The sequence below is a fragment of the Streptomyces sp. NBC_01216 genome (assembly GCF_035994945.1).
In the GTDB taxonomy this organism is placed as follows: domain Bacteria; phylum Actinomycetota; class Actinomycetes; order Streptomycetales; family Streptomycetaceae; genus Streptomyces.
The window spans coordinates 158,828-179,729 of sequence record NZ_CP108677.1 but is presented as its reverse complement, the minus strand read 5'-3'; the positions used below and the strand labels follow the sequence as shown (position 1 = coordinate 179,729).

General features: G+C 71.0%; 16 protein-coding genes and 1 pseudogene. 9 read left to right on the top strand and 8 right to left on the bottom strand.

Annotated elements, in window-relative coordinates; all coding sequences use genetic code 11:
• The first annotated feature begins 225 nt into the window (after positions 1 to 225).
• The 6 genes and pseudogenes from OG393_RS00675 to OG393_RS00650 all read left to right on the top strand — a co-directional run bounded on the left by OG393_RS00675 (position 226) and on the right by OG393_RS00650 (position 6,108).
• Positions 226 to 1,692 (top strand): MFS transporter, encoded by a 1,467-nt coding sequence (locus tag OG393_RS00675; RefSeq protein ID WP_327372518.1) that lies wholly within the window; start codon positions 226 to 228, stop codon positions 1,690 to 1,692.
• Between the two features lie 99 nt (positions 1,693 to 1,791).
• Positions 1,792 to 2,232, top strand: coding sequence for an SRPBCC family protein (locus OG393_RS00670; RefSeq protein WP_327372517.1), 441 nt, complete (start codon positions 1,792 to 1,794; stop codon positions 2,230 to 2,232).
• 70 nt (positions 2,233 to 2,302) lie between these two features.
• Positions 2,303 to 3,667: a carotenoid oxygenase family protein gene (locus OG393_RS00665; RefSeq protein WP_327372516.1), complete on the top strand. Its 1,365-nt coding sequence runs from the start codon at positions 2,303 to 2,305 to the stop codon at positions 3,665 to 3,667.
• A 59-nt stretch (positions 3,668 to 3,726) separates the two neighbouring features.
• Positions 3,727 to 3,915: pseudogene (locus OG393_RS00660) on the top strand (zinc-binding dehydrogenase); the annotation flags it as partial.
• 73 nt (positions 3,916 to 3,988) lie between these two features.
• Positions 3,989 to 4,495, top strand: coding sequence for a nuclear transport factor 2 family protein (locus OG393_RS00655; RefSeq protein ID WP_327372515.1), 507 nt, complete (start codon positions 3,989 to 3,991; stop codon positions 4,493 to 4,495).
• A gap of 131 nt (positions 4,496 to 4,626) precedes the next feature.
• Entirely contained in the window at positions 4,627 to 6,108 is a 1,482-nt protein-coding gene (locus OG393_RS00650) for an alpha/beta hydrolase (RefSeq protein WP_327372514.1), read from the top strand.
• 258 nt (positions 6,109 to 6,366) lie between these two features.
• On the opposite strand, the gene OG393_RS00645 is transcribed toward OG393_RS00650, so the two are convergent.
• On the bottom strand, positions 6,367 to 6,687 hold the full coding sequence (locus OG393_RS00645) for a hypothetical protein (protein WP_327372513.1): 321 nt from the start codon (positions 6,685 to 6,687) through the stop codon (positions 6,367 to 6,369).
• A gap of 1,083 nt (positions 6,688 to 7,770) precedes the next feature.
• Here OG393_RS00645 and OG393_RS00640 point away from each other — a divergent pair.
• Positions 7,771 to 8,337 (top strand): DUF3152 domain-containing protein, encoded by a 567-nt coding sequence (locus OG393_RS00640; protein WP_327372512.1) that lies wholly within the window; start codon positions 7,771 to 7,773, stop codon positions 8,335 to 8,337.
• 663 nt (positions 8,338 to 9,000) lie between these two features.
• Here the strand turns inward: OG393_RS00640 and OG393_RS00635 are convergent.
• The 6 genes from OG393_RS00635 to OG393_RS00615 form a co-directional block, all read right to left on the bottom strand.
• The gene (locus OG393_RS00635) at positions 9,001 to 10,365 is read right to left on the bottom strand and encodes a carotenoid oxygenase family protein (protein WP_327372511.1); all 1,365 of its coding nucleotides are present in this window, start codon (positions 10,363 to 10,365) and stop codon (positions 9,001 to 9,003) included.
• A gap of 354 nt (positions 10,366 to 10,719) precedes the next feature.
• Positions 10,720 to 11,154 carry an MFS transporter gene (locus tag OG393_RS35380; RefSeq protein ID WP_442817237.1) on the bottom strand — a complete coding sequence of 145 codons (435 nt, stop codon included), beginning with the start codon at positions 11,152 to 11,154 and terminating at the stop codon, positions 10,720 to 10,722.
• 198 nt (positions 11,155 to 11,352) lie between these two features.
• A complete protein-coding gene (locus OG393_RS00630; RefSeq protein WP_327372510.1) occupies positions 11,353 to 13,356 on the bottom strand; it encodes an ATP-binding protein in 2,004 nt (667 codons plus the stop codon).
• Between the two features lie 298 nt (positions 13,357 to 13,654).
• Complete coding sequence (locus tag OG393_RS00625; RefSeq protein ID WP_327372509.1) at positions 13,655 to 14,047, bottom strand: nuclear transport factor 2 family protein; 393 nt, start codon at positions 14,045 to 14,047, stop codon at positions 13,655 to 13,657.
• Between the two features lie 86 nt (positions 14,048 to 14,133).
• Positions 14,134 to 15,369, bottom strand: coding sequence for a cytochrome P450, cyclodipeptide synthase-associated (locus OG393_RS00620; RefSeq protein WP_327372508.1), 1,236 nt, complete (start codon positions 15,367 to 15,369; stop codon positions 14,134 to 14,136).
• A 753-nt stretch (positions 15,370 to 16,122) separates the two neighbouring features.
• Positions 16,123 to 16,779: a TetR/AcrR family transcriptional regulator gene (locus tag OG393_RS00615; protein ID WP_327372507.1), complete on the bottom strand. Its 657-nt coding sequence runs from the start codon at positions 16,777 to 16,779 to the stop codon at positions 16,123 to 16,125.
• Between the two features lie 125 nt (positions 16,780 to 16,904).
• On the opposite strand from OG393_RS00615, the gene OG393_RS00610 reads away from it, so the two are divergent.
• Positions 16,905 to 17,936: a medium chain dehydrogenase/reductase family protein gene (locus OG393_RS00610; RefSeq protein ID WP_327372506.1), complete on the top strand. Its 1,032-nt coding sequence runs from the start codon at positions 16,905 to 16,907 to the stop codon at positions 17,934 to 17,936.
• Positions 17,937 to 18,009: 73 nt separating this feature from the next.
• Positions 18,010 to 18,516, top strand: a complete 507-nt coding sequence (locus tag OG393_RS00605) for a nuclear transport factor 2 family protein (RefSeq protein ID WP_327372505.1) — start codon at positions 18,010 to 18,012, stop codon at positions 18,514 to 18,516.
• 251 nt (positions 18,517 to 18,767) lie between these two features.
• On the opposite strand, the gene OG393_RS00600 is transcribed toward OG393_RS00605, so the two are convergent.
• Positions 18,768 to 20,633, bottom strand: a complete 1,866-nt coding sequence (locus OG393_RS00600) for a HEAT repeat domain-containing protein (protein ID WP_327372504.1) — start codon at positions 20,631 to 20,633, stop codon at positions 18,768 to 18,770.
• Positions 20,634 to 20,902: the final 269 nt, after the last annotated feature.

Sequence of the window (20,902 nt, the reverse complement as noted above, 5' to 3'; positions counted from 1 at the left end):
CTCCCGCCCACGACCAGCACGAGTACCCCGAGGACCGGTCACACCAGCCCTTTGACCTGCGTCTTCAAGGTGGCGAAGGCTCAGTGAGGGGCCTGGCTCCGGCAGGGCCGGGCGGACAGGTGCGGACAGGAGTGGGCAGTGTCCGCGCCTGCCGGGCCTGGAAAGTGGGCGGCGCTCGGCACGAAGCTCTGCGTCATGAACCTCCGACGCATACAAAAGGGCCGGATGCCCCCGACACCTCGGCCGGCGGCCGTGCTCGCGGCACTCGCCGCGGCCCAGTTCACCGTCATGCTCGCCACCTCGATCGTGAACGTGGCACTGCCCCAGATTCGTGCCGGTGTGGGCCTGTCGGACGGCGGCACCACGTGGGTGGTCAACGCCTACGGCCTCGCGTTCGGTGCGCTGCTCCTGGCGGGTGGACGGACGGCCGACCTGCTCGGGCGCCGCCGGGTGCTGATGGCCGGCCTCGCGCTGTTCGCGGTGTCCTCGCTGGCGGCCGGCGTGGCCGCCTCCCCGGGCGTGCTGATCGCGGCCCGCGCCGTACAGGGCCTCGGAGCCGCCGCCATCGCCCCAGCCGCGCTCGCTCTGACGATGGACCTGTATCCGTCCGGCCCCGGGCGTGGCCGGGCCTTGGGCGTGTGGGGCGCGGTCTCCGGCGCGGGAGGGGCGGGCGGCGTCCTGCTGGGCGGTCTGCTCACCCAGGCATGGGGCTGGCCCTGGATCTTCCACGCCGTCGCGCTCGGGGCGGCGCTGGTCCTGGTCGCCGTGGCGACCCTCGTGCCACGGGCGACGGCCGGCCGGAACGCCGGGCGGTTCGACCTGCTGGGGACTGCCACCGTCACACTCGCCCTGACCTGCCTGGTCTGGGGATTGACCACCGCACGCGGGGCCGGCTGGGCGGACGCCCGGGTCCTCGGGGCCCTCCTCGGTGCCGTCGCGTTGCTCGGTGCCTTCGTGGTGATCGAGCTTCGCCGACCGGACGCGCTGATGCCACCGCGGCTGTTCACCACCGGCAGGGTCGCGGCGGGCAACCTGCTCATGGCGCTGCTCGGGTCTGTTTGGATCGCCCTGTTCTTCTTCCTGCCGCTTTATCAGCAACTGGTACTCGGATCGAATCCCTTGGTCACCGGTGCAGGCCAACTCCCCCTCGCCGGAGCCAATATGCTCGGCGCCGCCCTGGCGCCTCGCATCTCCCGGCGCATCGGCGGCCCCGCGACCGTGACGGCGGCCCTGCTCACCGAGGCGGCCGGGCTGCTGTGGCTGTCACGGATCAGCGCCGACGGGAGCTACCTCGCCGACGTCCTCGGCCCGAGCATCCTGATCGGCCTCGGTCTGAGCATCGCCTTCGTGCAGCTCACCGCATTCGCCGTGGAGGGCGTTCCGCGACAGGACGCGGGGCTGGCCGGCGGGCTGGTGAACACCACCCGCCAGGTCGGAGGCGCGATCGGCCTCGCCGCCCTCACCACCCTGGCCGGCTCCGTCACCGCCCACGCGGCCACCCGCCAACCCCATCCGGAGGCCCTCACCGCCGGCTACCGCGCGGCCTTCACCGTCGCCGCCGGGGTCCTGGCCTTGACAGCCCTTCTCGCACAGTTCCTCACCCGCCGCATCAGCCAGCGGACCACAACCACCATCACCGCCACGGCCGGTGCTTCCACACCCGGCCCTGCTTCCGGCCCGCGACCCGCCTGAACCGCCGGAAATCCGGATCAGGCCGAATCGACGGACCAGCCGCGCCATGGATCAGCCGCTTCACCGAAACGTGTCATCCAGAGAGAGGAACCCGCAGTCATGTTCACCATCGACGAGACCGCCCCCGTCCGTGTCCGTCTGAGCATCGTGATCAACGCCCCGCTCGCGACGGTGTGGGACCTGCACACCGACATCGCCGCCTGGCCCACCTGGAACACGGACATCGACCAGGCCGAACTCAACGGTCTGCTGGTGCCAGGCGACTCCTTCCGCTGGCGCACCCACGGCCTGGAGATCACCTCCACCGTGCACGAACTGGTCCCCGGCGAGCGGATCGTCTGGGGCGGTCCCGCCAACGGCATCACCGGCGTCCACGTGTGGACATTCGAGCAGGTCGGCGATCACGTCATCGTCCGCACCGAGGAGTCCTGGAGCGGCGCACCGGTCGACGCCGCGACCGACCACCTCGGCAGGGCCCTTCACGACTCCCTGGAGAACTGGCTCACCCACCTCAAGACCCGTTCGGAACAACTTGCCTGACGAACATCACACCGTGCACCACACACCTCGCACGTCTCGCACCTCGCATCCACTGAGGGAGTTCTCTGCCATGGCTGCTACGAAGCCTTACCTGACCGGCCACTACACCCCCGTCACCGATGAGATCACCGCGACCAATCTGTCCGTCGAAGGCAGCCTTCCCCCGGAGCTGACCGGCCGCCTGATCCGCAACAGCCACAACCCCAAGCCCGGCGTCACCCCGACGCACTGGTTCAAGGGCAGCGGCATGGTCCACGGGATCCGGCTCCGCGAGGGCCGTGCCGAGTGGTATCGCAACCGGTGGGTCCACACTCCCGCCCTGGACGGCGCCCCCTACATGACCGACAGGGGGCCCGACCTGACCGCGAGCACCGCCGGCACCCATGTCATCGAGCACGCCGGCCGCCTGTTGGCCCTCTGTGAGGCCAACCTGCCCTTCGAGCTCACCCGGAGCCTGGAGACGGTCGGCGCCCATGACTTCAACGGCCGGGTGAACACCGCCATGACCGCGCACCCCAAAGTCGATCCGGTGACCGGAGAGCTCCACTTCTTCGGCTCCTCACCGTTCCCGCCGTTCCTGACGTACTACGTCGCGGACGCCAAGGGCGAGGTCGTCCACAGCGCCGAGGTCCCAGGAGCGACCGCCTCTCTCAAGCACGACTTCGCCATCACCCGCCACCACGTGGTCTTCATCGAAGGCAACGTCACCTTCGACCCCGCCGAGCACTCCGGCATTCCGTACGGCTGGAGCGACGAGTGGCCGCCCCGCATCGGCGTCATGCCCCGGGGAGGCGAAGGTGCCCAGCACATCCGCTGGTACTCCGTCGAACCCGGCAACATGCTGCACGCGGCCAACGCCTATGAGGACGGCCAGGGACGCATCGTCCTGGAAGGCCCCACCGTGGACCGCGAGGGGTTCCGGCTCTCGTGGAACTGGTGGGTCGGCGCGCCCGGCCGCGGCGCCGAGCCCAACACCCGCTCCTACATGCGCCGCTGGGTGATCGACGCGGTGGCCGGCACGGTCGACGAGCAGATCATCGATGACCTCGCGGTGGAGTTCCCGACCCTCAACGAGGACCGTCTCGGTGTCGAGCACCGCTACCAGTACGCGGTGTCCTTCCCGGACCAGGAAGGCTTCGGCGGCTACGGCGTCGTCAAGTACGACCGCGCCACCGGCGCCCGCCGCATCCACCAGATCGGCGATGCCCGGCTGCCCAGTGAAGCGGTGTTCGTTCCCGCCGCCGGTGCCACCAACGAGGACGACGGCTATCTCCTCACCGTCGTCTCCGACCTCAAGCAGGACGCCTCACAGCTGCTGGTCCTGGACGCCGTAGGCCTCGACCGGATCGCCACCGTTCACCTGCCCCGCCGTGTGACCGCCGGCATTCACGGGTCCTGGATCCCCGACACCGCCTTGGAGGCCGCCGAGGGCTGATCGACAGCGACGACGCACCGCCGGGGCAGCTGCCCGGCCCGTGAGTCGATCTCCGCCCCGGCCGGGTGCTGGGTGGGGATCGTTTCCGGGCTCGGTCGGGCGCCGATCTCGCCGAGGTTTTCGCGGCCGTGCGCCGTGGTGAGGTCACGGCCCGTATCGCCGCCCGACTGCCGCTCGTCGAGGCTGCCGAGGCGCTGCGGCTGGCCGAGTCCGGCACCGTCTCCGGCAAGGTCGTCCTGGTCCCCTGACACGTACTCATCGAACGTTCCCCTGTCCCGACCGGCCACCTCGACCACAGTCGCCACTCGAAGGAGCCCCATCATGAAGTCCAGCCCGCGCCGTATCCCGACCGTGCTGATCAGCGCCACGGCCGTCTGCGCCGTACTCGGCACCACCGCCGCCGTCGCGTGGCCCGACCAGGAGCGCCCGCCGAAGGCCGTCACCGCGTGGGCCGCCGCCTGGAACGGCGCCGACCCCCAAGCGCTCGGCGACCTGTTCACCGCGGACGGCACCTACACCGACCAGGGCCTGGGCGTCACCTTCCACGGCCGCCAGGACGTCTCCGGCTGGAAGGCCCGCACCGACAGCCTCATCGACGACGTCCACGTCACGGTGAAGGCCACCCACCGCGACGGTGACCACATCACCGTCGAATCGGTCTACTCCGGCCACCTGAAAGGTGCGCCCAAGCCGTTCGCCGTGCCGATGGCAACCCTCCTCGACCTCGACGCCCACCACCGGATCGCCTCCGACCAGGACTACTACAGCCTCAACTCCGTCCTCTCCCAGTCCGGCCTGCCCGCCGACTGGACCCCGCCCACCCCGTGAGACGACGCTCCCGAACACTCACCGGTTCAGCTCGCCCGTCTCCTCCCCGAGCACCCGGAACAACGCTCCACAGCACCCGGAACAACGCCTTGAATCCGCACAGGACGAGGCCCCGACCAAGGAAAGTCGCCATGACAAGAACCCGTAAGACCGCAGCCTGGACCGTCGCGGTCCTCTCCGCGCTCACAGCCACCATCGCCGTACCGGCGCTCGCGACGACGGAGAACGCCGACTACCGGCAATCCGCGAGCGCTATCAGCTGGCGTCCTTGCGCGGACACTGATTTCGCGGGCATGCAGTGCGGATCGCTTCAGGTTCCGGTGGACTGGTCCCGCCCCCGCGCCGGGAGCACCACCCTTGCCATGGTCCGCCGTCCGGCGGATGACCAGGCGCACCGTCAGGGCACCCTGCTTCTCAACGACGGAGCCGGCGGTTCCTCCATCGAGCAGTTGCGACTGGCGATGCACATCCACTTCCCGTCTTTCGCCGGTGCCATGACCCAGAACTTCGACGTGGTCGCGGTGGACCCGCGTGGAGTGGGGCACAGCACGCCGATCCTCTGCGCGAAACCGCTCAAGCCCGCCTCAGTGAGCCACTTCCCGAAGGACAAGGCCGCGTTCAAGGCGCTGGTGAACCACAACCGGGCCTTCGCCGAGGACTGTGGGCGCCGGAACGGCCGGCTCACCGCCCACGTCGACCAGACCAGCACCGCACGGGACTTCGAGGCGGTGCGGATCGGGCTGGGCGAAAAGCAGCTGAACTGGTACGGCATCCACTACAGCACGCTGCTCGGGCGCACCTACGCCAAGCTGTTCCCCGGCAGGCTGCGCACCATGGTCCTCGACACCGCTCTGGACGACACCGTCTCGCCTCTCACCCGGGTCACCCAGGAGGCGGCCACCGCCGAGACGGCTTTCAACCGCTTCACCGCGTGGTGCGCCACGTCGAAGGACTGCGCGCTGCACGGCAAGGACGCCGCGGCCGAGTACGACGCCCTCGTCGCCCGTGCGGACCGCGCCCCGATCCCGACCGGGGGCAGGGCCCACCAGCCGCTGAGCGGTGAGGACATCCGTGAGGCCACCCAGGACTACCTGACCCTGTCCGGACGGACCTGGCCGGACTTCGCGAACGCCATCGTCAAGGCTCAGTCGGGTGACTCGACCGACTTCACCATCAACCCGGACGACACCCTCGACCCGGTCCAGGTACAGGTGCCCGCCTGTCTCGACACCGCCCGCCCTGTGCGCACTTTCGCCCAGCTGGCCCGTCTGGGGAAGGCTCTCGCCCGGGTATCCCCGCACCTCGGCGGTGCCGTGCGCTCCTACAAGGCCATCGCCGGCTGCCTCGGCTGGCCCACCCCGGCCCAGACCGTCACAGCGGGCGCCCCGATCCACGGCGCTCCGCCCGCACTGGTCCTCCAGTCCACCCACCAGGCCCTCGCACCGTTCCAGGCGGGTGCGGCCATGGCCGCCCAGCTGCCCGGCAGCGTCGTCCTCGCCCACGAAGGAGACGACTACAGCATGTTCCTGGCATCCGAGTGCGTCCAGAAAGCCACCAACCACTACCTGACCACCGGGGAACTCCCCGCCCCCGGCACCGTATGCACCACCTGAACCAGGCCCGCACCGCCGGTCGCCGTCACCACCTCGCCTGGAGGGAGTGACGGCGGCCGACACGGCACACCAACCGGCTCCGGCAGCTCCGCCGCTCCCTCCATCATGAGAGCTGCTTGCACAGGCCAGGGGTCACAAGCGGCGTCCTGGCCGCTCGGCAGGCAGAGGCCCTCTCCCGGGTCGAGGTACCGCTCGAACCAGCGCGGTGCGGCCCCGTCGATGGGGCCGCCCGGCCCGGGCGGACGTCACTTCGACCAGTCACAGACCGGCGACGTCCCCGGCCTTCTTGAGTGCGGAGCCGAGCGCCTCCACCACGGCGTCCTGCCGCCTCGTGCGCGCCGCCCTGTCCGCCGGTACCAGCCGCGCGGCGGCCTGTACGGCGTAGGCGTCCGGGTCGCCGAAGGCCCTCTGCGGGTGCTCTCCCGTGTCCCCGCAGTGGGCCGTGACCTCCTTGACCGCCTGGAGCACGACGGCCCGGTCCACGCCCGGCTGCATGGCCAGCCGTACCTGGAAACGCGCCATCCACTTCTCGCGGTCCCTCTCCTCCGCCGCGTCCGCCGTCAGGTTCTTCTTCGCCACGTGCCCTCCCTGGTGATCGCACTCGTTCGTCATGCAGTTGGACGCCGGGGCGTCGAAACGGGTTGCGAAGGCCGACGTTCAAGCTCCTCGGGACCGGGCCGGACCGGTCGCACATCCGGCGCCGCAGTCAGGCCCAAGCCCGCCGCTGCCACCACCAACGACGCGGCCACGACCCCACCTGCGGTTGCGGCATCAGTACTCCAGCAGGGGCTGGGCCCGCTGCCGCGTGAGTTCACCGCGGGCGGGCCGAACACCGAGTTCGTCGGCGACATCACGTATCTGCCCGTCGGAGGGAGACCCCGCAAGGAAAGGAACGCTGGTCAGGGGTGGGTGCGGCCCGTCTCGTCGTGTTCCGGTGGGTCACCCGCCACAACACCTGACGGAGCGAAAGGCTTGGCCGCCTCAGCCCGATCGCCTTTGAACGGCGATCAGTTACGCCGGCCGGTGCCGCGTGGCGAACAGTGTCCACGCTTCCGGGGAAGGCCCCTACCTCTCAGCACCCGAATGCGAACAACAACAGCGGAGAGCACGTACGCTCACACGCGCGGCACGAGTCCCCGTGTCCACACTCCGGGGGACGCCTCACCGAGCTGGGCTCGCCAGAAGGTCGACAGCAACACCGCCTCCCACCGGAACCGCACGACGGATAACACCCTCCACATGTACACGGAACCAGTTTCACGGGCGGCCGCGGGTACATCCCGGCGGGCTCCCGCGGAAACGGCTCCGCGGCCTTCAAGAACACGATCTTGTCCGTGGGTACCTCCTTCGACATCGGCGAACGGCACCATGAACCGACGCGCTTCTCGCACCACCCGTACAGCCGCAAGGCGCCGGCGAAGACGCAACAGAAGGGTTCTGCTGACCACGGTGGCCGCGCTGCTCCTCGGTGCGGGCGGTGTGGCCGTGTCGCAGCGACAGGAGGACGGGGCGGCGCGGTCCGCACCGCCTGCGGAACCGCCCGGCACGACCCCCTCCCGCACCCCGCCGGTGACTCCGGGCCGGACGGTTCCGACAGTTCCGACGGCCGCACCGGATACGACTCCGCCGGCGGAGAGCTCCGGGCCCGCGCCCTCCGTGCCCGTGCCGCGGAACGGACCGGGCACCTTCTCCGCCTCGCGCGTCGCCGGCGAACGGCAGGGGCGCGGGCGCGCCCGCACCTACCGGGTGGAGGTGGAGGACGGCGTCGCGCTCGATCCGGACGAGGCCGCCCGGACGGTCGCCGCGGTCCTCGGGGACCGGCGGGGATGGACCAGGAACCCCGCGTACGGGTTCCGGCTCGTCGCGTCCGGGCCTGTGGACTTCACCGTGCGCGTCGCCACCCCCGGCACCACCGACCGGCTCTGTCACGTGACCACGCCGAGCAGCAAGGGAAACGTCAACTGCCGTATCGATCACTCGGTGGTGGTCAACCTGAAGCTATGGGTGCGGGGTTCACCCCGGTTCGACGGCCCCATAGAGGAATACCGGGCGTTGATCATCAACCACGAGGTGGGGCACGAGATCGGCCGGGGCCATGAGACCTGTCCCGGTCCGAACCAGCCGGCACCGGCCATGATGCAGCAGATCAAGGGATTGCGGGGCTGTCATCCCAACGCCTGGCCCTACGACGAGAGGGGGGACTACCTGCACGGACCACCGGTCCCGTAGGGGAAGAAGCAACAGCGCGGGAACGCTCGGACACGGACAACGGTCACCAGATCGAAAGAGCTGACGGCGTGTCGGTCGCGGAGCCTGCGGTCTCCCGCCGGAGTACGCGCGCCGCACCGGCGATCTGGAGAGCGACTTGCGGACCGTCCGAACCCCGCCCCTGCACTTCCGCACCGACTGGTGACCTGGCCTCACCCTGCCCTGCCTTCCGCGGCATCCGGCACCGTGCCGTCCGGCCTCCGGGTCTGCTGCCGTGTACCGCGTGGTGGGCACGCCGCCGGGTACACAGCGGCCGCGGTCTCGGCGTACCGGGAGTGCGGGCGGCGTACCGGCCGCGCTCCCCGGCGGGCGCCGCACTGCTGGCCCTCGGCGCCTTCCTGTTGCTGACCGGCCGACGCAAGCGCGCCCGGCGCTGACGCCGGCGGCGGCCGGTCCGGCCTCGTCCCGCGCGAGGACTGGACACAGAGCCGTGCCGGTTGAGCCGCGACCGCCCACGACGGATCCCGCGCGACGGCCACCGTCGGGGTATGTCCGAGTAGACGGCTGATTCAGCCGCGGGCCCTCGGGGTGCTCTCCACGGGAGATATCTCGTGCGTCATCGGACTGTGCCCGGGGGATCGGGGCGAGTGGGGTCGTGCCGGAGGCGCTCGGACCGGCGGTGGGTCAGTTCTGATCGTCGGTCGTGCCGTCGTCGGGGATCCACGAGCCGTGGACCCCCGCGGGGACGCGGCGGGGGAGATGAACGGTGGCGATGCGATCGAGGCCGGAGGCGTCGAGGACGAGGAGTTGCGAGGCGTCCTGTTTGAGGTCGGAGACGACGGTGAGCAGATAGCCGTCGTCCTCCCGTGTGGCTCCGGCGGCGGGGACGTAGACGGCTTCGCCGGGCATGCGGGCGTCGCCGGCCTGGTGGATGCGGCGGGCGCCCGTGGTCCGGTCGTACTTCACCACGCCGTAGCCGCCGTAGCCCGCCTCGTCCGGGAAGGAGACGGCGTACTGGTAGCGGTGCTCGGAGCCCAGGCGGTTCCCGTTGAGGGTGGGGAACTCCACGGGCAGGTCGTCGATGATCTGTTCGTCCACGCTGCCGGCCACCGGGTTCACGATCCAGCGGCGGGTGTAGGAGCGGGAGGTGGGCTCGGCCCCGCGGCCGGGTGCGCCGGTCCACCAGTTCCACGAGAGCCGGAAACCCTCTCGGTCCACGGCGGGGCCTTCCAGGACGACGCGGCCCTGGCCGTCCTCGTAGGCGTTGGCGATGTGCGGCATGTTTCCCGGCTCGATGGAGAACCAGCGGACGAGCCGGGCGCCGTCGGCGCCGCGCGGCAGGATGCCGATGCGCGCCTGCTGCCGGTCGCTCCAGCCGTAGGGGATGCCGGACCGATCGGTCGGGTCGAAGGTGACGTTGCCCTCGACGAAGACCACGTGGTGCCGGGTGACGGCGAAGTCGTGCTTGAGGGCTGCGGTGGCGCCGGGCACCTCCGCGCTGTGGACGATCTCGCCCTTGGCGTCCGCGACGTGGTAGGTGAGGAACGGAGGGAAGGGCGAGGAGCCGAAGAAGTGGAGTTCGCCGGTCACCGGGTCCTCTTTGGGATGAGCGGTCATCGCGGTGCGCAGCTTTCCGTGGAAGTCATAGGCGCCGACGGTGTCCAGTGTCCGGGTGAGTTCGAAGGGCAGGTTCGCTTCGCACAGGGCGAGCAGCCGTCCGGCGTGCTCGATGACGTGGGTGCCGGCCGTGCTGACGGTCAAGTCCGGCCCGTGTGGGGTCATGTAGGGGGCGCCGTCCAGGGCGGGAGTGTGGACCCACCGGTTGCGGTACCACTCGGCCCGCCCATCACGCAGGCGGATGCCGTGGACCATGCCGCTGCCCTTGAACCAGTGCGCGGGGGTCACACCCGGCTTGGGGTTGTGGCCGTTGCGTAGCAGGCGGCCGGTCAGTTCCGGCGGCAGGCTGCCGTCGACGGTCAGACCGGTGACGGTGATCTCATCGGCGACCGGAGTGTAGTGGCCGGTCAGGTACGGCTGGGAGGAGGTCATGGTGGGAACCTTTCGGTGCACGGGCGACCGCGGGGTGGCGACAGGGAGTCAGACACCCTGCTCGGCACGGGTCCTGAGTCGACCGATCCAGCTCCCCAGCGGCGAGTAGTGGATGCCTTGCCCGGAGCGGCGGGAGCGGCGACGACCGGGGCACCGCTCCAGGACTCCTCGATGCGGACGATGGCGTGGTCGCCGGTCTGTTCGAACGGCCAGCACGTGGATGCCGGTGACGCCTCCGCTGGGACCGTCCCTCCGGCGGCCACCGGCCGGTGGTGAGCAGCCGCGGCGACACCGGGGCGTCCCGCCGGTGGACCTCGATCACGGCGAAGGCCGCCAGGAGGACGGCGGCGGAGCTCACGGCGCCCAGCATTCTGCCTCCGTCCAGCCGGATTTCCGCGCGGTGGCCAGGCACCCCACCAGGCACGTCGGGGCGAGAGTGACGGTGATGGTGCCTGTCAGATCGAACCGCCCGACCGTTCGCCCGACCGTTCGCCCGGCCGCTCGCCCGGCAGCGCGTCCCGCTCCTCGCCCGGCCCCAGGCGGGACCGCGGCCGACACGAAGGCCAGGACGAGCACCGATCCGAGGGCGACCGAGTGGAAGATCCAGGGCCACCCCCACGTCTGGGTGAGGGCCCCTCCCAGCAGGACGCCGCCCGCTCCGCCGGCCCCGGTGACCGCACCCCATATACCCAGCGCCTCGCCGCGCCCGGGTTCGGAGGGGAACCGGGCCAAGGCCGGGGCGAGCGAGGGCCGGGGCGAGCGCCGATGCGGCGAGTCCCTGGACGGCACGCGCGGCGATCAGCACGCTCGGCCGGTGACCCGCTGCGGCTGCCGAATCCCTCGGCGTGCGTCCGACGTTCATGGCACACAGACTCGGCTCGACCGCTGTCCACCTGCCAGGCCGGGAGCGGGCGGGCACTGTCCATCACTGTCCACCCCTGCTCACTCGTTCCAAGGGCGATACGACCGGCTCCCGGTTCCTCGCGGTCACCGGGGCCCGTGCAACTCCTGCTGCCACAGCGCCTCGCTGAGCAGGTCCAGACCCTGGCGCAGGTGGCGCCGGTAGGTGCCGTACGGCAAGCCCAGGCGGCGGGCGGCCGCCTCCTGGGTGGGCGCACCGGAGAAATAGCCGGCCGTCAGAGCGTCGCGGGCACGCACCCCGCGCGGGTCGTGCGCGAGGTCGTCCACGGCCTGGCGGAGCAGGGTGCGCAGTTCCTCGGCGGGTTCGCCGAGATCGGCCGCCAGACGGGTGCGCGTCAGGGCGCAGGCGGCGAAGGCGCCCTTGTCGCGCCAGTGCGCGAGGGCCTCGCGTACGGCTTGGTCGAACATGTCGCGCGAGACGCCGGACGGCCCGGCCTGGGTGGGGATGGAGGTGTCCGCGATGAAGTGACGCAGCCAGGTCTCCACGGGCACCTGGCGCCAGTCGACGGCGAACACGCCGTACGTATGCGCGCCGACCCGAGGCCGCGCACCGGTATCGGCGAGACTGCCCCGGACGCGCGCGGACCACGTCTCGGCGTCCTGCCAGACGGCGAAGCCGTAGGCGCGTCCGACGGCGCGGGCGGATTCCGCCTGCGCGCGGGAACTGCTCAGGTCGATGACGCGTGACGGAACCTGGTAGCGCTCGGGGTAGACCGAGAAGCGGCTGATGCCGATGTGCTCGCCGGAACGCACCGGTGCGGTGGCGTCGGCGTACGACCAGGCGGCCGCCACCACGGGATCGGTGGCCAGGTCCTCGGGGTCGGCGGGAGCGGGCAGGGCGAGGCGGGCGGTGAACGCCACGATCCTGCCGGTGCTCACCAGCCGGTACACGCTGAACGCCTGTGGCTGGCGTCGTGCCCAGTAGCGCACCAGCGCGGCGGACTCCGGTCCCTCGGTCTGCTCGGCCATGCGCAGCACCACGTCCAGGTCGTCCGGGTGGAGGGGCCGGTCGTGCACCTCGTCCTCACGGGACCAGGTGCGCAGGCGCGCCACGATCTCTCCTTCGCGGAAGAGGTAGAAGAGTTCGTCGGTGACGGTCCACACCCGTTCTTCGTCGGGTGCCTCGCGCAGCAGACGCAGGTACTCGTCAGCGAGTCGTTGGCGCATCGTCAGGAATGCGTGGGGGGCACGCCAGCGCAGGTCGGCGGAGAGCGTCTCGCGTGCGGCGTCGTGCGGGTGCAGCCCGCGGTGGGTGGGCTCCATGAAGGGCAGGTTCCTGAGCCAGTCGAAGAGCCGGTGGGCGTCCTCGTCGGGGAGCACCGCGGCGAGCAGCTCCTCGGAGGTCGAGTAGGACTGGGCCGCCACCTCCAGGGCACGGCGGTGGGCCGGGCTCGGTACCTCCCCGATCAGGCCTGACAGCAGGGTGCGCAGGACGTCGGCGGAGGGCGACCAGACCTCCTCCCGGTTCCAGTCCGCCGCCTTGGCGGCGGTCGCGAGGGACAGGGCCAGGGGGTTGCCCCCCGCGAACCGCCGTATCCGCTCCCGCAAGGGGGGCGGCACCTGCGCGGTGGCCAGCATGTTCCGGGCCTGCTCCGCGGAGAACGGTTCGAGTTCACGGACGTGCAGCAGCCCGGCCCAGGCCGGGTCGGCGGTCCACTGGGGCTGCGGTGCGTGGCGGCCGGCCAGGACCACCAGGGTGTCGTCGGCGGCGCGGGGCAGGAACCGCTGCCACAGCCAGCTCTCCAGCCACTGGCAGTGCTCGAAGGAGTCGATGAACAGGACGGTGCCGGGTACCTCCAGGAAAGGACGGGCGAGACGTTCGAAATCGGCGGGGTCGCGGCTCACGAAGCGGCCGTCGATCTCCAGGAGCGGCCGGTCCTCGGCACGCGTGTCGTCGGCCAGGCGACGCAGCAGTGTCGACTTGCCGATGCCACCCGGTCCGAAGAGCCAGAAGGCGAACGGCGCCTGCGCGTCACCGGCCAAGGCCTTGGCGAAGCGGTCGAGTTCCTCCTCCCGGGCGATGAAGAACCGGACACGTGCGCTGCTCAGTCTCTTCTCGACGGACGCCATGACGGTCCTTCCTCTGTGCGGTGACGGGGCCGGGTGCGAGCCGCCTCGGCGGCCTGGCCTCGCGTCAGGCCCTCGGGCCTGGCGCGATCGCCGCGGCGTCGGTCCGCGCGGGCGGCCACCGAGGCGCGGCCTCTGACCGGGGCGCCGGGTGCACCCGGCATGCCGGCGGCCGGTGGAACCGCCGGGCGGTCGTGGACGCGGTGGGGGCCTGCGCCGCGGTGTCCAGACGCGTGGGGACCCGGACCGCCCGGAGGGGCGGACGGAGCGGCCCGATTCAGCCTGAACGTTTCTTTCGGTGTCATCTGACCGATCCCAGTTTCCTGTCCTCGGCGTTGCCGGACAGCAGGAGGGTGGTCTCCTCGACGCTCTCGAAGCGTCCGTCGGGAGCGAAGCGGCCGAAGAGGTACACCTCGGTGCGGGAGGTACGGCCGTCGCGGAGCGTGAGGGTGACGGTGTGACGGTCGGCGTAGCGTGGACCGTCGCGGAACTCGTCGTGCACCTCGACGTGTCCGCTGTGGATCAGGGACCGGAGGCGGTCGATGTGCTGGGCGAAGGCGGACCGGTCGCTCCACACGCCGTCGGTGCGCTGGCGGTAGTCGGTGCTGAAATGACGCTCGAGGGCCGTGTCGAGATCGAGGCCCGGAGTGAACAGCAGGTCGTTGATCGCGCGGGTGATGTCGGTCGGCGTCATCGCGTGCTCCTCCCGGAGGTACGGGTGGTCGTGGCTGTGGTGGTCAAGGGCGAGGCCCGGCCCGGGGAGCCGGGTGAGGGTAGCGGTCAGGGACGGGCCGCGAGCGCTTTCGTGGAAGCGGTGAAGTCCAGCCGAAGGGCGGCGGGGCCGCGCGTGTAGATGCCTGTCTCCCGGTAGCGGAAACCCGGGCTGTAGCGGACCTGGTCGAGCAGGGGGATCAGCAACGCGGCCACCGTCTCGATCTCCGCCCGCGCGAAGGCCGTGCCGACGCATTGGTGGAGTCCGCTGCCGAAGGACAGGTGCTGGGCGGCGGCGGTGAAGGAGCGGGCGGTGCCCAGGTCCGAGCGATGGATGTCGAAGGTGTCCGGGGCGCTGAACGCGTCGGGGTCACGGTTGGCGGCGCCGATCATGCAGAAGACGGTGGCGCCGGCCGGGATGGGGGTGCCGGCGAGCACGACCTCGTTCTCCGCATGCCGGGGTATGAGCTGCACCGGCGGCGTGTAGCGCAGCGTCTCAGCGATCGCGGCGGGCAGCAGGGCGGGATCCCTGCGGACCTCCGCCAGCTGACCGGGATGCTCGATCAGGTGTCGGAAGAGGAGGCCGAGGGTCTTGTCGGCGGGTTCCACGGCGGCCACCAGAACATTGGTGATCAGCGCGGTGACGTCCCGGTTGCTCATGACGACATCGTCGAACTCGACCGCGCAGAGGGCCGATATCAGATCCTCGCCGGGGCGGCGGCGACGCTCCTCGATGATCGGGACGAGGTAGCCTTCCAGCGCGGAGGCGCGCTCCAGACAGTGTCGGCGCCGCTCGGCTGTGAGGGCGACACTGGTGATGAACTCGGTGACCCCGTCGAGCCACCCGGAGACCCGCCGCCAGTCCCGCTTGTCCAGGCCGAGGACCTCCAGCGTCACCTGAACGGCCAGGGGCTTGCCGAAGTCGTTGACGAGGTCCATCTCCCCGCGGGTCAGGAAGGGCGCGACGAGCTCGGCGGCGTTGGCCCGGATCGCGCGTACCTGATGCCGCAGCGCTTCCCCGGTGAAGAACCGGACGACTGCCTTCCGCTTGGCGGTGTGCTCCGCCCCGGTCATCTGGGCGAGGACCGGCCCGCGCATCACCGGCTCGGCGCGCGTCTGCAACGTCTCGGTGGTGAACGCCTCATGGTCGGTCAGCACCCGCTTCACATCGCGGTAGCGGGAGAGGAAGTAGCTGTCGATCGACGGCTCGTAGTGCACCGGCGACTGCTCCCTCAGCCGGCTGAAGTACCGATCGGGTGCGGCGCCGAAGCTCTCGGACAGGATGCTGAAGGGGGACTCGGCCATGGACGCGGGTACCTCTCGGGGAGAACGGGCCGACGGGGGACGCCGCGCGAAGAAGGGGCTACGCCGACGCTCGGCGGCCGTACCCCCGTGTACGGCGTCTCCGGCCGATGAGGATGCGCCGCTGGATTCCCGGTCCCGGCGGTGGCTGCTCGGCCGTCTCCTGTGACCAGCACCGGAGGGGAAAACGGACGGGAGCCGGGCAGGTTACACCGTGCCTCGTTCGTCGGTGCGCGGCACTCCCGGGCCCGGCGCGCAGCGTGCCGAGGGGAGATCGCCGTCTTCCGCGCCGCGACCGGGGGGGTAACTCGTGTACTGGGCAACGTTGTCATCTTTTGCGTCGGCCCGACCGCTTGGGCCGTCTTCGGAGTGGTTCGATGGTGATCGCAGTGGAGATCGCCGAGGGCACTATAGCCTGACGCCGCGAACCGGGCCGAACACCCCGGGCGTTGCGGAGATCGGCACGTGCCCGCCTCGCCGGCGGTCCCCACCGTGCCGGACGCGTACGCACGCCGAGCTCCGGCGTCAGGCTCTCCACCCTGCTTCCGGACACACGGCGTCGGCGCCGGTGCCCGAAAGGGGCCCGGTGGCGAAGACGCGCTGTCCGTGGCTGGACGCCTGCGCCGTCGCCTCGCCGCACGCTCCGGCCCGGGAGCGGCGAGCGTGGAACCACCCTGGGTGCAGGGGGCGGTCTCCCGAAGCGGGCCGCCGTCGACGTTGGTGTGGTGCTGCTTCGCCTCGGCCGGCAGCGCGGTGTCAGCCCCACTGGTCCCCGAGTGCTCGCACCTCGTCGGCGTAGAGCTCGGCGGGGTCGAGTCCCATGCCGGTGAAGTGTCCGGCGAGTTCGAGTGAGAGGACGCCGTGCAGGCGGGTCCAGAAGGCGAGGGCCCGGCTGCCGGTCGTCCGCGACGGGGCCGGGCGTTCGTCGGTCCCGTCGCGGTGCTCGGCGACGTGGCTGTCGAGTGGGTGCGGCGTGGTGGTCGGCTGCCCGGCGGCGCAGACGTCGAGGAGGTGCGCCATGATCTCGTCGGCGATGCGCGTGGTGTCCCCGGGCGCTCGGTACCCGGGCACGGGAGTGCCGTAGAGCAGGAAGTACCGCTGGGGGTTGTCCAGGGCCCACCTGCGCAGTGCGTCCGCCAGGTCGTCGAGGTCGGCGCCGGCCTCGACGCGGGCGGCGAAGGTGTCGGCCAGGCCGCGGTAGGCGTCCTTGACGAGTTCGGTGATCAGCTCGTCGCGGTTGGCGAAGTACCGGTAGAGGGCCGGCCCGCTCATGCCCATCTGCTTGGCGATGGCGTTGAGGGACAGCGCGGAGGCGCCGGCGGTGGCGATCTGCCCCCAGGCGTGCCGCTTGATCTCCTCCTGCACCTGCGCCCGGTATCGCTCCCTCGGTGTCCTTGTGTCCGGTTCGCTCATGACCCGCCTTCCGTTCTCTTCACTCTTTGATGGTTAGAGGTTATCACCATCGTTCTTGACTCTCGCGACCTGGTCGCGCTATAACTTCTAACGAACGCGAAAGTATCTAGGAGGAAGAGGCGGTCATGAGCACCGAACGTCGCATCGAGGTCGTCCTGCCGGGCATCGTGGAGCCGGAGGGCCTGGAAATCCACGAGAGTGCCGTTCCGGAGGCGGGCCGGGGGCAGATCGTGGTCGCCATGGAGGCGACCGGCGTCTCGTTCGCCGAGCAGCAGATGCGCCGCGGACGCTACTACGACCAGCCGGCCTTCCCGTTCGTACCCGGCTATGACCTGGTCGGCCGGGTGCTGACCACCGGCGAGGGCGTCGACCCGGCCCTGACCGGGCAGCGGGTGGCCGCGCTGGTGAAGGTCGGCGGGTGGGCCAGCCACGTCGTCGTCGACGCCGACGACGCGGTCCGAGTCCCGGAGGGCCTCACGGCCGCCGAGGCCGAGACCGTCGTGGTCAACGGCATCACCGCCTGGCAGATGCTGCACCGCAAGGCCCGGGTACGGGCCGGACAGACCGTCCTGGTGCACGGCGCCAGCGGCGGTGTCGGCTCGGTCCTGGTCCAGCTCGCCCGCGCGGCGGGCGTGAAGGTCATCGGCACCGCCTCCGCCCGACACCACGAAGCCCTGCGGGAACTGGCAGTACTCCCGGTCGACTACCGTGCCGGCGACGTGCCCACGCGGGTCCGCGAACTGGCACCCGGCGGGGTCGACGCCGTCTTCGACCACGTCGGCGGCCGGAGCGTCGTCGACTCCTGGCACCTGCTCGCCCCCGGCGGCACCCTCGTCTCCTACGGCAGCGCCTCCACCCGCGACGACACCGGCTCCAAGCAGTGGCCCGTCCTGAAGATCCTCGCCCGCACCTGGCTCTGGAACACCCTGCCCAATGGACGCCGCGCCCACTTCTACAACATCTGGGCCGGCCGGGTGCTGGGTGGGGATCGTTTCCGGGCTCGGTCGGGCGCCGATCTCGCCGAGGTTTTCGCGGCCGTGCGCCGTGGTGAGGTCACGGCCCGTATCGCCGCCCGACTGCCGCTCGTCGAGGCTGCCGAGGCGCTGCGGCTGGCCGAGTCCGGCACCGTCTCCGGCAAGGTCGTCCTGGTCCCCTGACACGTACTCATCGAACGTTCCCCTGTCCCGACCGGCCACCTCGACCACAGTCGCCACTCGAAGGAGCCCCATCATGAAGTCCAGCCCGCGCCGTATCCTGACCGTGCTGATCAGCGCCACGGCCGTCTGCGCCGTACTCGGCACCACCGCCGCCGTCGCGTGGCCCGACCAGGAGCGCCCGCCGAAGGCCGTCACCGCGTGGGCCGCCGCCTGGAACGGCGCCGACCCCCAAGCGCTCGGCGACCTGTTCACCGCGGACGGCACCTACACCGACCAGGGCCTGGGCGTCACCTTCCACGGCCGCCAGGACGTCTCCGGCTGGAAGGCCCGCACCGACAGCCTCATCGACGACGTCCACGTCACGGTGAAGGCCACCCACCGCGACGGTGACCACATCACCGTCGAATCGGTCTACTCCGGCCACCTGAAAGGTGCGCCCAAGCCGTTCGCCGTGCCGATGGCAACCCTCCTCGACCTCGACGCCCACCACCGGATCGCCTCCGACCAGGACTACTACAGCCTCAACTCCGTCCTCTCCCAGTCCGGCCTGCCCGCCGACTGGACCCCGCCCACCCCGTGAGACGACGCTCCCGAACACTCACCGGTTCAGCTCGCCCCTGCCGGGTTGCTCGCCCCCCCGCCAGAGCAACGTCACCAGCAGACAGGCTCACAGCCGCGGCCGCGGCTCAGGCCACCCCGGCCAACCAGACGCGCGTCACCCCTCCATCCCCGTTCCTGCTCCGGGCGCCGCGCCCACTCCCGCCCCGGCTCCGGGTACCCGCGCCCGCCCCTGCTGTCGGCGCCGCCCCCGCTCCTGCTGACAACGGCCCCCTACGGTCCCGGTGTGGCCGTGGCCGGCGGCTGGATCCGCTGGAGCATCCGTTCCATGACGGGGACGGGCAGTGCCGGGTTTCGGGCCGCGGTTTGCGCGGTGTCGGTGTCCCGCAGCAACCGGACCATCACCTGGGCGGGCAGCCTGGGATGCAGGGCGGCGGCGTAGCGGACACGTTCGTGCGGGTCGTCGAGCAGTCGGACCGCCGACGCGGGCGAAAGGCGTGGGTCGGACGCGGCCCGGTGCCGTACTTCCGCGTCGCTGTCCCGGCTGAATCTCTCCACCAGCTCCGGCGTGGACTTGGGGTCGTCCAGGGCAAGCTGGCGCATTCTGGCGTTCGGGTCGTCGGCGTAGCGGAGCAGGTCGCGTCGGGGGAAGTTGGGGTGGCCGTGGGGGCGGTCGGGGGTGCTGAGGCTGCCGGTCCACCACCGCCACACCCGCAGGAGCATGTCGGCGGGCGCGTCGTCGCAGGATTCCGCGAGGAAGAGCTGGACGACGCGGTCGTCGTCGCGGGCGAGGCGTTCGACGACGTCCGCAGGCAGGTGCCGGGCTCGGGCGACGCTCCTGCGTATCAGGGGGTGAGGCGAGGCGGCCAAGCGGCGCATGGCGCCGGGATCCTCGTGCAGTGCCATGACCCAGTCGAGTGGGTAGTAGTGTCCGCGCGGGTCGAAGTCGATCGGGATGCCCGCCCGCTGCTCCTCGGTGATGTCCGCGCGTGTGGCCACCACGAAGCGGACGTTCTCATCGGGGTCCTGGGCAAGGAGTTCGACCAGATCCGGGTCCAGGTGCGGGTTGCCCGCGAGCGAGCTGCGCTGGGCCGGCTCTCCGTGGCGGGCCAGGTGTTCGGCGATACCGCGTTCGAGGCGGCAGGTCTCCGTCGCGCGCTCTTCGACTCCTTCGGTATCGAACACCGAGCGGGGCATCGGGTGCTCTCGATGGTGCCGCAACAGCGCCTCGACACGTACTTTGCCGGAAGGATCACTCAGGAGCCTGTGCCGCGCCGGGCCGTCCAGATGAGGCCAGGCTCTTCGGCAGGCCGAGGCGCGTACGGAGGGATCCTCGTCGCCGACCAGCGCGGTCAGAATCCGTATGGGCAGTCCGCGCAGGCGGGCTGTCTCTTCGCGGACTCGGACGGAACGATCCGCGGCGAGCTGCTCATACGCGGTGTCGGTGAGCTCGGCGCGCTGATCAGCCGCGAGCAGGGTGAGGATCCAGCGGGACCGGGCTTCCCGCTCACCCAGGACCAGGCGAGTCCACTGCTCGGCTGTGAGGTCCGGCTGGGCTTCGGCCAGCAGCTGCCTCACCTTCCCGTCAGGGTGGACGATGGCCGCCTCGACGACCGCCGCGGGCAGCCGCCGCCACAGGAGGAAGTGCGACACACCGAGGAGACGGGCACGCAGGTCATCGGGGGTGGCCGAGTTGAGTGCGAGCCCGTGCGCCCACATCTCACGCACCCTCTCCGAAGGCCCCGGCGCCTGGAACAGCGATGTCCAAGCGGCTGCCCGCTCCTGCGGGCTCTCCTGGGCCGCCGCGAGAGCGGCTGTTTCCTGCCGCTCTCGCAGATGCCTCACGCCGATCAGCCATACCTCGTCTTCTTCGGTCGTCGCCCCCAGCAGGGTGTCCCCGTCCATCGAGAGGGTGACGAACTCCGGCTGCCCGGGTCGCTCGCCCAAGACTCCGGCGAGGTCCCACTGCTCCGTGAGCTGCACCCGCGTCCAGGGCCTGGGCGCGCAGCCTGTCCAGTTGCCCGCGACGTCGATCAGGAAGACACCGTTCCCGCCGAAGATCCCGCTCTCGGTCCCGAGCCGGTGCCACTGCGCATTGAGCTCGGCGACCAGGTCCGCTCGGTCTGCCCTCACACTCACGGTCGGCCTGGCTTCTCCCGCGACGACCGAGCGCCACACAGCACGGGGAGGCAATACCTCCTCGGTCTTCCAGTCACCCGCGACGCGCAGCCCGGCGCGCCGCGGCATCTCCATCAACTCGCCTTTCCCACCTGTCATGGGTGCTCATACTGCCCGAGCCTGATCCCTTCCCCTTCGACTTCGACGGCGAGTGGGGAGACACACCAACTGAGCTGAGCTGAGTGGCTGCGACCAGCACTTTCGAAGCGCGCTCGAGGCCGCGCTGTACC

Bases quoted from the DNA above. Each gene is read 5' to 3' on its own strand.
- OG393_RS00615 (WP_327372507.1), bottom strand. From the start codon at position 16,779: ATGAGCGAACCGGACACAAGGACACCGAGGGAGCGATACCGGGCGCAG.
- OG393_RS00610 (WP_327372506.1), top strand. From the start codon at position 16,905: ATGAGCACCGAACGTCGCATCGAGGTCGTCCTGCCGGGCATCGTGGAG.
- OG393_RS00605 (WP_327372505.1), top strand. From the start codon at position 18,010: ATGAAGTCCAGCCCGCGCCGTATCCTGACCGTGCTGATCAGCGCCACG.
- OG393_RS00665 (WP_327372516.1), top strand. From the start codon at position 2,303: ATGGCTGCTACGAAGCCTTACCTGACCGGCCACTACACCCCCGTCACC.
- OG393_RS00650 (WP_327372514.1), top strand. From the start codon at position 4,627: ATGACAAGAACCCGTAAGACCGCAGCCTGGACCGTCGCGGTCCTCTCC.
- OG393_RS00655 (WP_327372515.1), top strand. From the start codon at position 3,989: ATGAAGTCCAGCCCGCGCCGTATCCCGACCGTGCTGATCAGCGCCACG.
- OG393_RS00635 (WP_327372511.1), bottom strand. From the start codon at position 10,365: ATGACCTCCTCCCAGCCGTACCTGACCGGCCACTACACTCCGGTCGCC.
- OG393_RS00670 (WP_327372517.1), top strand. From the start codon at position 1,792: ATGTTCACCATCGACGAGACCGCCCCCGTCCGTGTCCGTCTGAGCATC.
- OG393_RS00630 (WP_327372510.1), bottom strand. From the start codon at position 13,356: ATGGCGTCCGTCGAGAAGAGACTGAGCAGCGCACGTGTCCGGTTCTTC.
- OG393_RS00620 (WP_327372508.1), bottom strand. From the start codon at position 15,369: ATGGCCGAGTCCCCCTTCAGCATCCTGTCCGAGAGCTTCGGCGCCGCA.
- OG393_RS00625 (WP_327372509.1), bottom strand. From the start codon at position 14,047: ATGACGCCGACCGACATCACCCGCGCGATCAACGACCTGCTGTTCACT.
- OG393_RS00675 (WP_327372518.1), top strand. From the start codon at position 226: ATGCCCCCGACACCTCGGCCGGCGGCCGTGCTCGCGGCACTCGCCGCG.